This window comes from Bacillus sp. FAU20, assembly GCF_056033865.1.
Genome location: NZ_JBVYHY010000003.1, coordinates 986,610 through 1,001,015 on the forward strand (window position 1 = coordinate 986,610; position 14,406 = coordinate 1,001,015).

The 14,406-nt window shown below is 34.8% G+C and carries 15 protein-coding genes; 12 read left to right on the forward strand and 3 right to left on the reverse strand.

Annotated features, from left to right (window positions below; all coding sequences use genetic code 11):
* Positions 1–137: 137 nt before the first annotated feature.
* The 10 genes from AC0OM3_RS05550 to AC0OM3_RS05595 all read left to right on the forward strand — a co-directional run bounded on the left by AC0OM3_RS05550 (position 138) and on the right by AC0OM3_RS05595 (position 9,507).
* On the forward strand, positions 138–1,103 hold the full coding sequence (locus AC0OM3_RS05550; protein WP_001035506.1) for an iron-hydroxamate ABC transporter substrate-binding protein: 966 nt from the start codon (positions 138–140) through the stop codon (positions 1,101–1,103).
* A gap of 27 nt (positions 1,104–1,130) precedes the next feature.
* The gene (locus AC0OM3_RS05555) at positions 1,131–2,138 is read left to right on the forward strand and encodes a FecCD family ABC transporter permease (RefSeq protein WP_001173065.1); all 1,008 of its coding nucleotides are present in this window, start codon (positions 1,131–1,133) and stop codon (positions 2,136–2,138) included.
* Positions 2,131–3,153, forward strand: coding sequence for a FecCD family ABC transporter permease (locus AC0OM3_RS05560; RefSeq protein WP_000920457.1), 1,023 nt, complete (start codon positions 2,131–2,133; stop codon positions 3,151–3,153). Before AC0OM3_RS05555 ends, AC0OM3_RS05560 begins: the two co-directional genes overlap by 8 nt.
* Before the next feature lie 14 nt (positions 3,154–3,167).
* The gene (locus AC0OM3_RS05565) at positions 3,168–3,989 is read left to right on the forward strand and encodes an ABC transporter ATP-binding protein (protein WP_000025767.1); all 822 of its coding nucleotides are present in this window, start codon (positions 3,168–3,170) and stop codon (positions 3,987–3,989) included.
* A gap of 16 nt (positions 3,990–4,005) precedes the next feature.
* Positions 4,006–4,824, forward strand: a complete 819-nt coding sequence (locus AC0OM3_RS05570; protein ID WP_061884500.1) for an alpha/beta hydrolase — start codon at positions 4,006–4,008, stop codon at positions 4,822–4,824.
* Between the two features lie 275 nt (positions 4,825–5,099).
* Positions 5,100–5,327: a hypothetical protein gene (locus tag AC0OM3_RS05575; protein WP_000849106.1), complete on the forward strand. Its 228-nt coding sequence runs from the start codon at positions 5,100–5,102 to the stop codon at positions 5,325–5,327.
* A 328-nt stretch (positions 5,328–5,655) separates the two neighbouring features.
* Complete coding sequence (locus AC0OM3_RS05580) at positions 5,656–5,958, forward strand: metal-sensing transcriptional repressor (protein ID WP_000349639.1); 303 nt, start codon at positions 5,656–5,658, stop codon at positions 5,956–5,958.
* Positions 5,959–6,146: 188 nt separating this feature from the next.
* Positions 6,147–6,353, forward strand: coding sequence for a copper chaperone CopZ (gene copZ / locus AC0OM3_RS05585; RefSeq protein WP_000436977.1), 207 nt, complete (start codon positions 6,147–6,149; stop codon positions 6,351–6,353).
* 95 nt (positions 6,354–6,448) lie between these two features.
* Positions 6,449–8,869, forward strand: a complete 2,421-nt coding sequence (locus AC0OM3_RS05590; RefSeq protein ID WP_199717660.1) for a heavy metal translocating P-type ATPase — start codon at positions 6,449–6,451, stop codon at positions 8,867–8,869.
* A gap of 158 nt (positions 8,870–9,027) precedes the next feature.
* Entirely contained in the window at positions 9,028–9,507 is a 480-nt protein-coding gene (locus AC0OM3_RS05595) for a GNAT family N-acetyltransferase (RefSeq protein WP_000910162.1), read from the forward strand.
* Between the two features lie 19 nt (positions 9,508–9,526).
* Here the strand turns inward: AC0OM3_RS05595 and AC0OM3_RS05600 are convergent, their stop codons facing one another.
* Both AC0OM3_RS05600 and AC0OM3_RS05605 read right to left on the reverse strand, forming a co-directional pair.
* Entirely contained in the window at positions 9,527–9,799 is a 273-nt protein-coding gene (locus tag AC0OM3_RS05600; protein ID WP_001043904.1) for an HU family DNA-binding protein, read from the reverse strand.
* Positions 9,800–9,940: 141 nt separating this feature from the next.
* Positions 9,941–10,756: a formate/nitrite transporter family protein gene (locus AC0OM3_RS05605; protein ID WP_474211171.1), complete on the reverse strand. Its 816-nt coding sequence runs from the start codon at positions 10,754–10,756 to the stop codon at positions 9,941–9,943.
* Positions 10,757–10,949: 193 nt separating this feature from the next.
* On the opposite strand from AC0OM3_RS05605, the gene AC0OM3_RS05610 reads away from it, so the two are divergent.
* Both AC0OM3_RS05610 and AC0OM3_RS05615 read left to right on the forward strand, forming a co-directional pair.
* Complete coding sequence (locus tag AC0OM3_RS05610) at positions 10,950–11,843, forward strand: metallophosphoesterase (RefSeq protein WP_001095331.1); 894 nt, start codon at positions 10,950–10,952, stop codon at positions 11,841–11,843.
* A gap of 104 nt (positions 11,844–11,947) precedes the next feature.
* Positions 11,948–13,159, forward strand: a complete 1,212-nt coding sequence (locus AC0OM3_RS05615) for a M20 metallopeptidase family protein (RefSeq protein ID WP_000573496.1) — start codon at positions 11,948–11,950, stop codon at positions 13,157–13,159.
* Between the two features lie 55 nt (positions 13,160–13,214).
* Here the strand turns inward: AC0OM3_RS05615 and AC0OM3_RS05620 are convergent, their stop codons facing one another.
* A complete protein-coding gene (locus AC0OM3_RS05620; RefSeq protein WP_000932438.1) occupies positions 13,215–14,297 on the reverse strand; it encodes a chitinase in 1,083 nt (360 codons plus the stop codon).
* Between the last annotated feature and the right edge of the window lie 109 nt (positions 14,298–14,406).

Sequence of the window (14,406 nt, forward strand, 5' to 3'; positions counted from 1 at the left end):
TATAGCTTAGGGGAAGTGAACGAGAATGAGTTCTGGATAGAATTATTAATCTAATGAAATATATATGTAAGACAAGATTCATATAGTTGAATTTTATTGAGAATATAGTTTGAAAATTCGAGAGGAGACATATAAAGATGAACAAGAAATTATTTACTTTAGGGATGGTTACAGTTTTAAGTGTAGGTTTAGCGGCATGTAATAGTGCGGATAAAACTTCAGGTGAGCAAAAACAACAGACAAAAGCTACGGAAACGAAAAAAGATGAAAAACGAAAAATTACATATTTAGGTAAAGAGTATACAGTGCCAGCAAAAGTAGATAAAATTGCGACAGCTAGTTTAGAGTCAATGGAAGATGCGGCAGTACTTGGAATTAAACCAGTTGGTGCCATTACTGTAGGTGGTAAATTACCAAAATATCTTGAAAAAGAGTTAGAAGGTGCTAAATCTGTTGGTGAGAAAATGCAACCAAATTTCGAAACATTACTACAATTAAAACCAGATGTTATTACATCGAGTACGAAATTCCCAGCAGAAACAGCTGAAAAGTTTACAAAAGTAGCTCCTACATTCCCGGTATCACACGTTTCAACAAATTGGGAAGATAACTTAAAGTTAATGGGAGAATTAACTGGTAAAAAAGATAAAGCAGAAAAAATTATTAAGGATTACAATTCGGATGCTGAAAAAGCAAAAGCAAAACTAGGAGATAAGTTAAAAGATAAAAAAGTACTTGTCATAAGACTAAGAGCAAATGAATTATTCCTATATCCAGAAGGAGTATACTTCAACCCTGTAATTTATAAAGATCTTGGACTAACTGCTCCAGAACAATTGAAAACTGTAAAAGCACAAGAGAAAATTTCATTTGAAAAACTTGCTGAACTTAACCCGGATTATATTTTCTTACAATATGAGGCAAGTGAAAATAAAAACCCGAAAGTGTTAGAAGAAATTGAAAGCAATCCAATTTGGCAAAGTATGAATGCTGCGAAGGAAAAGAAAGTATTTGTAAATGTCGTAGATCCAATGGCACAAGGTGGTACTGCTTGGAGTAAAACAGCATTCTTAAAAGAAGCAGTGAAAAATTTATCTAAATAATACAATAAGTAAGGTGCGTTGAATGATATGCAGAAAACAAATGCAGTACCAGTAACTATATTATGTATAGCACCCATACTCATCTTATTTACAGTTATACTTTCGATTTTGTATGGGGCGAAAAGTATTGATGCTGAAACAGTGTGGAACGCATTATTTCATTTTGATTCAAGTGATGTAAATCATAATATTATTATTACTTCACGTTTACCAAGGGTAGTTGCAGCTCTTTTAGTCGGAGCATTTCTAGCCATATCAGGAGCACTTATGCAGGGGATGACAAGAAACTATCTTGCATCCCCTTCTATTATGGGTGTGACGGATGGTGCTGCCTTTGTTATTACGCTTAGCATGATTTTTCTTCCGGGAATGTCATCAATTGGTATGGTTGTATGTTCAATGATTGGTTCTGCACTAGGAGCTGGTATCGTGTTTGGTTTTGGTTCGCTCCTTCAAAATGGCTTATCACCAGTTAGGTTAGCGATTATAGGAACAGTTATTGGAACATTTTTAAGCAGTGTATCGGCTGCCATGGCTTCGTATTTTCAAATTTCTCAAAATGTTAGTTTTTGGTTTAATGCAAAGTTAGATCAAGTAGATCCTAATATAATTAAAATCACGATACCGTTTGGGATAATTGGAATAATTTTAGCGTTGTTAATATCAAAATCTATTACCATTCTTTCATTAGGCGAAGAGGTTTCTATTAATTTAGGACAGCGTACAAAACTAGTTAAAGCGATGGCAATTTTATCAGTTATCTTTTTAACAGGAACAGCAGTTGCTTTAGTGGGGAAAGTTGGTTTTGTAGGTTTAATTATTCCGCACATTACCCGCTTTATAATTGGGGTAGATTATAAGTGGATTTTGCCATGTGCAGGCATTATTGGCGGCGTTTTCTTAGCTTTATGTGATGTTTTAAGTAGGTTTGTAAATTATCCATTTGAAACGCCAATTGGAGTCGTAACATCTTTAATTGGAATTCCTTTCTTCCTTTATTTAATTCGTACAAGAGGAGGAGAGAGACATGCTTAAAAGTTCAAGTCAACGTTTCGGGATGACGATGGGGATTATTGTATTTTTAATACTATGTGCCATTTACATTAGTTTAACGAATGGTACGTTTGATATTACGATTACAGATGTATTTAAAACACTTTTTAGAATTGAACCAGTACCAGAACATGATTTAGTTATTTTTGAGTTTCGTCTTCCGCGTATTGTAATTGCTGGATTAGTAGGATTAGGCCTTGGTGTTGCAGGTGCCGTTATTCAAGGGATTACGAGAAATGGATTGGCAGACCCAGGTATTTTAGGAGTAAATGCCGGAGCAGGAACAGCGATCGTCATTTTTATGTTTTTCTTTCAAGGGCAATTAAAAAGCACAGACTGGGTTTCTATTATGATGATGCCAATGTTTGGTTTAGTAGGCGGATTAGGTGCAGCTATCATCATTTATCTGTTTTCTTGGAAAAACGGTAAGTTGGATTCGCAGCGACTTTTATTAACAGGCATTGCAATTGGGACAGGATTTGGAGCCTTTTCTATGTACTTATCACTCAAAATGAAGTCAACTGATTTCGAGATGGCTGCAGTGTGGGTGTCTGGAAGCATATATAGTGCGAACTGGAAGTATATTGTAGCTATGTTACCGTGGCTTATTATCTTAATTCCACTGATACAAAAGAAAGCTTATTTATTAGATTTATTTCAATTGGAAGAAACGAGTATTACAAGTTTAGGTGTTTCAGTAGAACGAGAGAAATCAATTTTACTATTAAGTAGTATCGGACTTGTGAGTGCATGTGTTGCTGTTTCAGGGAGTATCGGTTTTATTGGTTTAATGGCACCGCATATAGCGAAAAGGCTTGTCGGTATTCAGCATAAGCATATCATTCCTACGTGCGGCGTAATCGGAATGTTTCTTGTAATTGCTTCAGACTTTATTGCGAAAACAGTTTTCACACCTGTAGAGCTACCAGTTGGAATCGTTATTTCTATTGTCGGTGTACCGTATTTCTTATATTTACTTTATAAGGCGAAAGCGTAAGAGGAGGAATAAAATTGAGTATTTTAAGTGCAAAAAATTTAGAAACAAGTTATGAAAAGCTTACAGTGTTTCGCGATTTAAATGTGGAAATACAAGAAGGAAAAGTAACGACAATTATAGGTCCAAACGGTTGCGGTAAATCGACATTGTTAAAAACAATGGGAAGAATTTTAAAACAAAAAAGCGGAAAAGTATATTTGCAAGGACAAGATTTACATACAATTCCAACGAAAGAAATTGCGAAGCAGTTAGCTTTACTCCCGCAAACTCCAATTGCGCCAGGTGAACTTAAAGTGGAAGAATTAATTTCTTATGGACGCTATCCACATCGAAATAACGTGAATAAGTTAACGACAAAAGATAAAGAAATGATTGATTGGGCATTAAATATAACGAAAACTTCTGAATTTCGAACGAGACAAATTGCAAATTTATCAGGAGGCCAAAGACAAAAGGTATGGCTAGCGATGGCATTAGCACAAGAAACAGAAGTGTTGCTATTAGACGAGCCAACAACATACCTTGATATGTCTCATCAATTAGATGTATTACAAATTGTGGAGAGATTAAATAAAGAACATAATTGTACGGTCGTAATGGTACTACACGATATTAACCATGCAGCAAGGTTTTCAGATGAGATTATTGCAATGAAGGAAGGGGAAATCGTTACAACTGGTATCCCAGAAGAAATCATTACAAATGAAGTGTTAAAAGAAGTATTTCATATTGATGCGCGTGTCATGATTGATCCGTATAATGGGTCTCCTGTTTGTTTTGGGTACGATAGCGTTGGACTTAAAGAAGAGAAAGTTGAAATATATGTAACGAGTTAAAAAGGGGGGATATAAGATGAATACTACGATTGAAAAACAGCAGATTATAACATCTAATACGGAACAGTGGAAAATGTATTCGAAAATAGAAGGTAAGGAATATCAAATTCATATTTCAAAACCGAGGCAGCCAGCACCAGAGTCGGGCTATCCTGTTATATACGTATTAGATGGCAATGCCTTTTTTCAAACATTCCATGAAGCGGTTAAAATACAATCAGTTAGAGCAGAGAAAACAGGTGTTTCACCAGCCATTATAGTAGGTATTGGTTATCCGATTGAAGGGGCATTTTCAGGTGAAGAAAGATGCTATGATTTTACGCCTAGCGTAATTTCAAAAGATGCGCCTTTAAAACCAGACGGTAAACCGTGGCCAAAAACAGGAGGAGCACATAATTTCTTTACTTTTATCGAAGAAGAATTAAAGCCGCAGATTGAAAAGAATTACGAGATTGATAAAAGAAAACAAACGTTATTTGGGCATTCACTAGGTGGTTTATTTGCTTTACATATACTATTCACAAACGCAAATGCTTTTCAAAATTATTTTATTAGTAGTCCATCTATTTGGTGGAATAACCAATCTGTTCTTGAAAAAGAAGAGAATCTTATAAATGAATTAAACAGTGCCAAGTTTGAAACGGGAGTGTTCCTTACAGTTGGATCACTAGAACGAGAGCATATGGTTGTAGGGGCAAACGAATTATCAGATCGCCTTTTCCAAGTAAAACACGATCAGTTTAGATTTACGTTTTATGAAGCTGAAGGGGAGAATCACGCATCTGTTGTGCCGACTTCTTTAAGTAAAGGGTTAAGATTTATTAGTCACGTATAATTTGGAATGATTGTCTAATAAAATGCAAACGAAAGGCTATGGAGAAATTCTCCATAGCCTTTCGTTTGTTCAAGTAGAATTGTCCTTTTTGAAAGTTTTGTTTCAACTTTTCGTCTAAAGAGACAAAAAGTTGTCACAATTCGTTCACAATTAGCATAAACATAAAATAGACGAAATGAACTTATTTCCAAAAAGGCTTAGTTCATTCCATTTATGATTAGTGGAGCTAAAAGAACGGATTAAAAGTTCACTATATTCTCAAGGAGGTAGATCGTATGAAAACTATTCTTGCTATCGCTGGGCTTATTTGGGTTTTATCACATGGCATTCCAATTTATGAGGGAGAACAAATTCGCAGTGCTCTAAATAAAAATTTTAATGAATATCACGTTATTGATCGGCAAGATAATGTTGTGACAGTTCGTGTAAATGACTGTTTTCATACGGTAACCGTTGAAGGAACTTCAGTAGTGAATGATACAAAAGTATGTGATCAGCAATAATTATATATGGAAAGAAAAAATTTCTAGATTAAATAGCTGAAAATTAAGTTTTTAATATTATAGACGAAGGATAAGCGGGGGCGGGTAATCCCCGCTTATTCTTGTTTCATTTTATTGAATTTTGATGAGAGATATAATGATTTTTTTGACAAAAGGAAAGGGTATACTGAAAATTGAGATTAAGAAGCTAATGTGTTGTTAAGAATAATCATAAAGCGTAAATATACTCTTATGGGGTATCATGCGTAGATATTTAATGCTATAATTGGTATACTCATAAAAAACAATTGTTTTATTGGATGAAGAGAAACTTTAAGAAGGTGATAATATGGATCATAAAGAGCATGAAGCAGTAACATATAGATCAGAAAAAGAAAAAGAACAGATTATAAATAGATTAAAGAGAATTGAAGGACAGGTCCGCGGTATTCAAAACATGATTGAAAATGATCGTTATTGCGTAGATATTTTAGTGCAAATTTCAGCGATTAATGCAGCGATGAAAAAAGTAGGAATGGGCGTTCTCAAAAATCATACGAGTCATTGTGTTTCAGGAGCTATTAAAAATGGAAATGGTGACGAAGCAATTGAAGAATTAATGACAGTATTTGAACGTTTTTCAAAAGCGTAAAAACAAGCTAGTATTTAACTGGCTTGTTTTTTTCTTTATCCTTGTAGGGGTGTGAAAAAGTGTGTGTAAAATAAACTTTCAGAAAAAAATTGAAAAATCATGACAAAAAACCATTGATTACCTTAGGGGGGTATGGTAAGATGAGGTTGTGATTAACAAACAATGAATAAACAAGAGGAGGATTTTAAATGGAACAGTTAACATTACAAGTTGAAGGTATGTCTTGTGGACATTGTGTAAATGCTATCGAAAGCAGTGTGAAAGAGCTAAACGGTGTTGAACAAGTGAAGGTTCAACTAGCAGAAGGAACTGTTGAAGTTACTATCAACTCGTCTGCCGTAACATTAAAAGATATCGTTGCTGTAATCGAAGATCAAGGATACGATGTGCAATAATTATTTTTAGATATGGAAATAAATCGTACTTTAAATGAAGTACGATTTATTTTGCTAATAATTATACCTCATAAGGGTATATAGAGGTGAGAGACATGAATGAAAAAAAAGAGGCCAATCTTCAAATATCAGGAATGACATGTGCGGCATGTGCAAATAGAATTGAAAAAGGTCTAAAAAAAGTAGAAGGTGTCCATGAGGCAAATGTAAATTTTGCGCTTGAAAAAACAAAAATAATATACGATTCAACTAAAACAAATCCGCAACAGTTTAAAGAAAAAGTTGAATCGTTAGGATATGGAATTGTAAGTGATAAAGCCGAATTTACTGTTTCAGGAATGACATGTGCAGCATGTTCAAATAGAGTTGAAAAGCGTTTAAATAAGTTAGATGGTGTGAACAAAGCGACAGTAAATTTTGCTTTAGAATCAGCTACAGTAGACTTTAATCCTGATGAAGTTAATGTAAATGAAATGAAGAGCGCGATTACGAAGCTAGGATATAAATTAGAAGTGAAACCAGATGATCAAGATGCATCAACTGATCATCGATTACAAGAAATTGAAAGACAAAAGAAGAAGTTTATTATTTCGTTTATTTTATCTTTCCCGTTACTTTGGGCAATGGTTAGTCATTTCTCATTTACGTCGTTTATTTATTTACCAGATATGTTAATGAATCCTTGGGTGCAACTAGCACTTGCAACTCCTGTTCAATTTATCATTGGTGTACAGTTTTATGTTGGGGCTTATAAAGCGTTACGTAATAAAAGTGCGAATATGGATGTTCTCGTGGCGCTTGGAACGTCGGCCGCTTATTTTTATAGTGTATATGTAAGTATTCAATCTATTGGTTCTTCGGAACATATGACAGATTTATATTTTGAAACAAGTGCGGTACTTATTACATTAATTATTTTAGGTAAATTATTTGAAGCGAAAGCAAAAGGGCGCTCATCAGAAGCAATTAAAAAATTGATGGGTTTACAAGCGAAGACAGCTACAGTTGTGCGAGATGGAACAGAAATAAAAATTTTGATTGAAGAAGTAGTAGCTGGTGATATCGTCTATGTAAAGCCTGGTGAAAAAATACCAGTAGATGGTGAAATTGTAGAAGGAAAGTCAGCAATTGATGAATCAATGTTAACGGGTGAAAGTATTCCTGTTGATAAGTCAATTGGGGACGTAGTAATAGGTTCGACAATAAATAAAAATGGCTTTTTAAAAGTGAAAGCAACTAAGGTAGGAAGAGATACTGCATTAGCTCAAATTATTAAAGTAGTAGAAGAGGCACAAGGTTCAAAAGCTCCTATTCAAAGGGTAGCAGATCAAATTTCAGGTATTTTCGTACCGGTTGTAGTTGTGATTGCGATTATCACATTTGCAGTATGGATGATATTTGTTACACCTGGTGATTTTGGCGGAGCACTTGAGAAAATGATAGCAGTACTTGTTATCGCTTGTCCATGTGCATTAGGTCTTGCAACGCCGACATCTATTATGGCAGGATCAGGAAGATCAGCAGAGTATGGTATTTTATTTAAAGGTGGAGAGCATTTAGAAGCAACGCACCGATTAGATACGGTTATTTTAGATAAAACGGGTACAGTGACAAATGGGAAGCCGGTGTTAACAGATGTAATTGTAGCAGATGGATTCAATGAAAATGAATTGCTTAGATTAGTAGGGGCAGCAGAAAGAAATTCTGAACATCCACTTGCAGAAGCGATTGTAGAAGGAATTAAAGAAAAGAAAATTGATATCCCAAGTTCAGAAACGTTTGAAGCGATTCCGGGATTTGGTATCGAATCAGTTGTAGAAGGAAAACACTTATTAATTGGTACACGTCGATTAATGAAGAAATTCAATATTGATATTGAAGAAGTTTCTAAATCAATGGGAGCGCTAGAACGAGAAGGAAAAACAGCAATGCTTATTGCAATTGATAAAGAATATGTTGGTATAGTTGCCGTTGCGGATACGGTGAAAGATACTTCAAAAGCAGCTATCGCAAGACTGAAAAAAATGGGTCTAGACGTTGTGATGATTACAGGAGATAATACACAAACTGCTCAGGCAATTGCAAAGCAAGTTGGTATTGATTACGTAATTGCAGAAGTATTGCCAGAAGGAAAAGCAGAAGAAGTGAAAAAACTGCAAGCAAATGGTAAGAAAGTAGCGATGGTTGGAGACGGGATAAATGATGCTCCTGCTCTTGCTACAGCGAACATTGGTATGGCAATTGGAACGGGAACGGATGTAGCGATGGAAGCAGCGGATATAACGTTAATCCGCGGTGACTTAAATAGTATTGCTGATGCGATCTTTATGAGTAAAATGACGATAAGAAATATTAAACAAAATTTATTCTGGGCATTAGCTTATAACGCGTTAGGAATTCCAATTGCGGCATTAGGTTTCTTAGCCCCTTGGGTTGCTGGAGCAGCGATGGCATTTAGTTCTGTATCCGTTGTATTAAATGCGTTACGATTACAAAGAGTTAAATTAAAATCTTAAAAAGCTGCATTAAGTAATTGAATAGAATTAAAAAAACAATACTTTAAATAAGTATTGTTTTTTTGTTCGTATAGAAATTAAAACGATATAATAAAGAAGAAATATGGAATTGTATATAGTAGAAAAGTTAAGAGGTAGTTTGGTAAAGAAACTTATATATGTTAAAAGATATTATAATTAGGACATTTCAGAAAGAAGATTTAGATCAAGTATTACAAATGTTCTATGAGACAGTTCATACGGTTAATGCAAAAGATTATAATGATTTACAGCTACAGGTGTGGGCACCGGATCAACTAGATAGAGAAAGCTGGTTAAAGTCTTTAGAGAAGAATATTAGTTATGTAGCGGATCATAACGGTGTAATATTGGGATTTGGGGATTACAACGATGAGCATTACGTAGATCGTTTATTTACACATAAAGATCATCAAGGGAAAAGAGTCGCTTCATACATACTACAGAAGTTAGAAAAAGAAGCAGTGAAATTGGGGCATAGGGAGATATATACAGAGGCGAGCATTACCGCAAAACCTTTTTTTGAAAGTAAAGGTTTTATTTGCATAAAAGAACAAAAGAAACAGCATAATGGTCAGATATTTATTAATTATGTTATGAAAAAAATATCCTTCTCATAAATGAGAAGGATATTTTTCATTATTTTACAGCTTCTTTTAGTTCTTTACCAGCTTTGAAAGCAGGTACTTTAGAAGCTGCGATTTGCATTTCTTCACCAGTTTGTGGGTTACGGCCTGTACGAGCAGCTCTTTCGCGAACTTCGAATGTACCGAATCCGATAAGTTGTACTTTTTCACCAGCAGCTAAAGTGTTAGTGATTGATTCTACTACAGTTTGTACAACTACAGTAGCTTCTTTTTGAGAAATCTCAGCATTTTGTGCTACGTTTTTAATTAATTCTGTTTTGTTCATGTTTTTCACCTCATATGTAAATAATGCTATTTAAGTTGTTATTATAACGTATAAAACATTCGAGAACAAGTGTACGTACATATATTCGCAAAAAAAATGAAATTTGTAATATTTTTTTAGGGCACTTTATTGACATTCCATTTAAGCGGACAGAGATTTGTTCTTCATTTCAGTCTTCTCTTGATAAGAAGGTAGTTCCTTATTATAAGATATGGAGTAAGGTAGTGCTACAAATAACATACCTTCTACTAAATTTCCAAAGAAAACAAAAATAAAGTTTGGAAAATATTCAGCCCAAGTGAAATGACCGGCAAAAATCGCGGCTGGGATGACGAACATATTGGCTACAACGTGTTGAAATCCAATCGCAACAAAAGTCATAACCGGGAACCAAATGCCGATAATCTTTCCGATAAATTCTTTACTTCCCATACTGAGCCAAACAGCTAAACAAACGAGCCAGTTACATCCGATTGCAGAAATAAATGCTTGCAATGGTGTATCTTGTAGTTTCGCTTGAGCGATAGAAATAGTTTTCGCTAAAAAAGCTCCTTCAGTTAAGCCAACGATATGACCGAAAAAGTAGGCTACAAATACAGCCCCTATGAAATTGCTAAATGTAACAATAACTAAATTTCGTATGAAATAAAATAAAGTAATTTTCTTTTGAAGCCAGGCCATAGAAACTGTCATCATGTTACCAGTTACTAGTTCACCGCCTGCAAGAATAACGAGAATAAGACCAATAGGGAATACAGCAGCGCCTAGAAAACTAGAAAATGATCCCCAATATTTTGGCATTGTCCCAATAACATGAATATCGAGTAAATATCCTAATGCGATAAAAGCACCACCAAAAAAACCAAGAATTAGCATAGGGAGCAATGATAAATGAGCTTTTTTCCTTCCTGAATTCGCAGCAAGTTCCGTAATTTCTTCTGGTGTAAATACAGACATGAATAACCCCTCCGTAATAAAATGATGGAATGAATAGAGAAAATTTCAAAAATCTATGTATTATAAAAATATGTTATGACTTCTGTATAAAATTGTCAAAGTGAATAGGGAGGGAATTACATATTAAGAACATTATTCATGTTGTCACATTAATGTAACAATAAGGATTTAAAGTGTTTCTAGAGGTGAAAACATGAATACGAATCATGTAAAAAAAGAACGAAAAAAATCAATCATAAAGATATTTATTATTAGTTTTATAAGTATATTAATGATACCAGTAAGTTTGTATTATTATGCGACAGAAATAGAACGAAAACTAGTAACAGTTACATGGAATGAAATAGAAGATTCTGCAATTCCTAAAGAATTTAATAATAAAAAAATATTACAGTTTTCAGATGTACATTTAGGACCACAGTTTACACTGAAGCAACTTGAACATTTAGTGGAGAAGATGAATGAATTACATCCAGATATAGTAGTTTTTACCGGGGATTTAATAGATAAATTTGGGTCTTATAGTGCGGAAAAAGAAGAAGCGAAGGCTATTTTGCAGAAAATTTACGCTCCCTTAGGGAAATATGCTGTGTTTGGGAATCATGATAGGGGTGGGGGCGGTAGTTTATTTTACAAAGAATATATGGAGGAAGCTGGTTTTTCTGTATTAGTAAATGAAGTGCAGAAAATTAAAGTGGAAAACGGCAAATATATTACAATATCAGGTTTGGATGATTTTCTATTAGGGAAGCCGCAAATAGATTCAACTTTAAAAAACTTGAAACAAAATGATTTCAACATGTTATTAGTACATGAGCCGGATGTTGTAACCAAAATAAATCGTTACCCGGTTGATCTTCAACTGTCAGGACATAGTCACGGAGGACAAGTCCAAATTCCTTTTGTAGGTCCGTTAATTACTACCAAACTAGCTGAGAGCTATGTTGAAGGTATGTATGAAGTAGAGGGGAAGAGTAAGCCGTTATATTTATATGTAAATCGTGGCATTGGGACTACTAGGATGCCTGTTAGATTTTGGAGTGTACCTGAACTTTCAGTTTTTGTGTTGAAGCAAAATAGTGAATAGAATAGTAGGAGGACTTTTAGAGAAAGTTCTCTTTTTTTATTGATTAAACACTGAATATTATGTAAATTTTGTTTAAAGTGTTAAATAAAGAAAGGGGAATTTCTATGATAGAAACATGGCATAAAGAATTGGAAAGTTTATATAACCAAATAGTTTCATGGCGAAGAGATTTTCATCAATATCCAGAGCTATCGTTTCAAGAAATAGAAACGCCGAGAAAAATAGCTGAAACCTTAAAAAGTTTTCATATTGATGTGAAAACAAATATCGGGGGCAGAGGAGTAATCGGCGTAATTGAAGGTGGAAGACCTGGGAAGACGATAGCGCTACGTGCTGATTTCGATGCACTACCTATCCAAGATGAAAAGCAAGTTTCATATAAATCAAAGATTCCTGGTGTAATGCACGCTTGTGGGCATGATGGACATACAGCAACACTTTTAGGAGTTGCAAAAATATTAAGTGACCATAGAGATCAGCTTTCTGGAAAAATAGTTCTTATACATCAACATGCAGAAGAGAAAGAACCTGGTGGGGCAATTGCCATGATTGAGGATGGTTGTTTAGAGGGAGTAGATGTTGTATTTGGTACACATTTATCTTCTCAAATGCCATTAGGAATTGTTGGTGCAAGAGCTGGAGCAATGATGGCAGCAGCTGATTCTTTTGAAGTGAAGGTTCAAGGGCGAGGTGGTCATGGAGGTATGCCGCATCATACTGTAGATACTATTATCGTCGCAACGCAAGTTATTAATCAATTACAACTTTTAGTTAGTAGAAAAGTAGATCCGCTTCAATCTGCAGTATTAACAGTAGGCACATTTTATGCTGGTCAAGCAGATAATATTATTGCAGATACTGCTACATTTACAGGGACCATTCGAACGCTAGATCCTGAAGTGAGAGAATATATGGAGAAGGAATTTAAACGAGTTGTTGAAGGGATTTGTCAGTCTCTTCATGCTGAAGTTAATATTCAATATAAACGAGGCTATCCAATATTAATAAATCATGTAGATGAAACACGTCATTTTATGACGGTTGCGGAACGTGATCTTGGCAGAGAACGGGTCATGGAAGTACCACCTATTATGGGGGGAGAAGATTTTGCATACTACTTAGAACATGTTCCTGGAGCATTTTTCTTCACAGGTGCGGGGAATGAAGAAATAGGAGCGACATATCCACACCATCATCCTCAATTTGATTTTGATGAACAAGCGATGTTAATTGGTGGTAAATTACTTTTAAGTCTTGTGAATAGTTATGTAAGAGATGAAAAAGAATCTTTTCATCATGTAGAAGTGAAAAAGTAATTTACATAAATAAAAAACAACAACAATAGGCCCTATAACCTATTGTTGTTGTTTATTATTTTTGCAAGGAAAGACCATCAAAATATGTTCTATAGTTACTAGAGAATTCAAAGTTGTTTTTTGCATCCCAATTAATAGACCAAGACATTAGGCCGCGGAATGCAGGATAGCCACTCTGGTTAGAAAGTTTATACTTTCCTCCGAACGGAACGCCTTTAATGATATAATTTAAAGCTTTTTTCATTTCAGTTGGCGAAATGTATCCACCACTTGGAGCTGCCGCCGGTGCTGCTGGAAGCCCAATCATGACTTGATCTGAACGAAGAGCTGGGAAAATGTTATTTGGATTACCACCTACAGGAAAACCATGTAAGAGCATATCTGCCATAGCGACTTCGTAGTCTGCAGTACCTTGATTGTAGTTATTACCGTCCATTCCAATCCCGCTACCAGCATTGTAGTGTTGAACGTGAATGTATGTTAGTTTATCTTTCACTCCGTAAATAATCGGTAAATATGCACCCCAGATACTTCCGTATGCGCTATAACCGCCTTGAACATAAGCTGTTTCAGGAGCCATGCTTAATAGAAAATCTGGACCATAATGATCTGAGATTGTTCGAATAGCTGATATAAGATTTACGATTTGGGGAGTAGTTGGGTTTTTGAAATTAGTGTCATTTCCGTTTAAATAAATACCTGATTCAAGGTCAATATCTATTCCATCAAAACCGTATTTATCGATTAGAGATTGTATGGAATTAATAAAACGTTGCTTAGCGGCATTGTCAGGAAGTAAAACGACTCCATTTTGTCCACCTATTGAAAGAACTACTTTCTTTCCTTTACTTTTTAAATAAGAAATATCTGATTTGAAGTCTGCATCTGTACCATACACAGGAGAAAATTCAACAGTGGAACGATCACCACCAGTTTCACCAAAAGATACATTGATTACATCCCATTTTGGTGAAACGTCTTTTAATTTAATAATGCCAGTACCGTTATCAAAGTTATGCCAGTATCCAACGAGTAATTTTGAACCTAAATTGTTTGCTGCTTGTGCTTGGAAAGGGGATAGCGGTAGAAGTAAGAACATTACTAAAATACAACAAAAAAATTTGAACTTGTTTAACATATCAACACTCCTATACAAAAAGTTGTCTAGATGTATAATCTTGTTTATTTAATAATATCTGAAAGTTCTTTCTTTTGTAAGAGGACTATAATTTTCTCAACAATTGTGT